Source organism: Vibrio sp. 10N.222.55.C6, assembly GCF_041473395.1.
Classification (GTDB): domain Bacteria; phylum Pseudomonadota; class Gammaproteobacteria; order Enterobacterales; family Vibrionaceae; genus Vibrio; species Vibrio crassostreae_C.
This window is the reverse complement of sequence record NZ_JBFRSD010000799.1, coordinates 1-612: the sequence shown is the minus strand read 5'-3', so window position 1 is coordinate 612 and position 612 is coordinate 1. Positions and strand designations below refer to the sequence as shown.

The window sequence follows — 612 nt, the reverse complement described above, 5'->3', positions numbered from 1 at the left end:
CTTGGTCCATATCATCAGGATTTGGGTGATGTGCAAATTGAATAGGTTCTGAAAGCCAAAACATCGGAATGCCGTCGTGCTTTGCTACCTCATCAGGCAAAATTAAATCGTCACTTGGTGTCCAGTGTGGCTCTTGATCAATAAACCGATCAAAGGCATTGATCAGGTCCTTATCGCGTTCGCGGTTACGATACTTCAGCATCAAGGCTCGAAGTTGAATTAGAATAGACCCGAGCTCTTGTTGGCAACTACGAATCGCACTGTGCATTTCAGCACAAAACAAGGTGTTGAGCTCGGAGTTATCTCCAGCCATTTCACTCAACAACTTAAAAGAGAAAGCTTTCATGCCACTAACAAGCTTTTCAGCTTGCTCTATAGCAACTTGGTTCTCTTTTTGTTTTTGAGCGAGCGTATGGCCATAGCCAAAGTCATAACTGATACGGTTTCTTAGACGACGACAAGACTCTTGCAAGTCCATTGTGATTTCATAAACGACACCTTCAAGGCTATTAAACCTATCCGCCTCTTGTTCTCTTTTGCCATTTAATTTAGCTTCCAGGTATTCTTGCGCTAAGCTCTGAATTTCTGGAATGCGCTCAGCATGTTGAGTCC

At 43.3% G+C, this 612-nt stretch carries 1 pseudogene; it reads right to left on the bottom strand.

Annotated elements, in window-relative coordinates:
* A pseudogene (locus AB4486_RS26250) lies at positions 1-612 on the bottom strand (hypothetical protein); the annotation flags it as partial.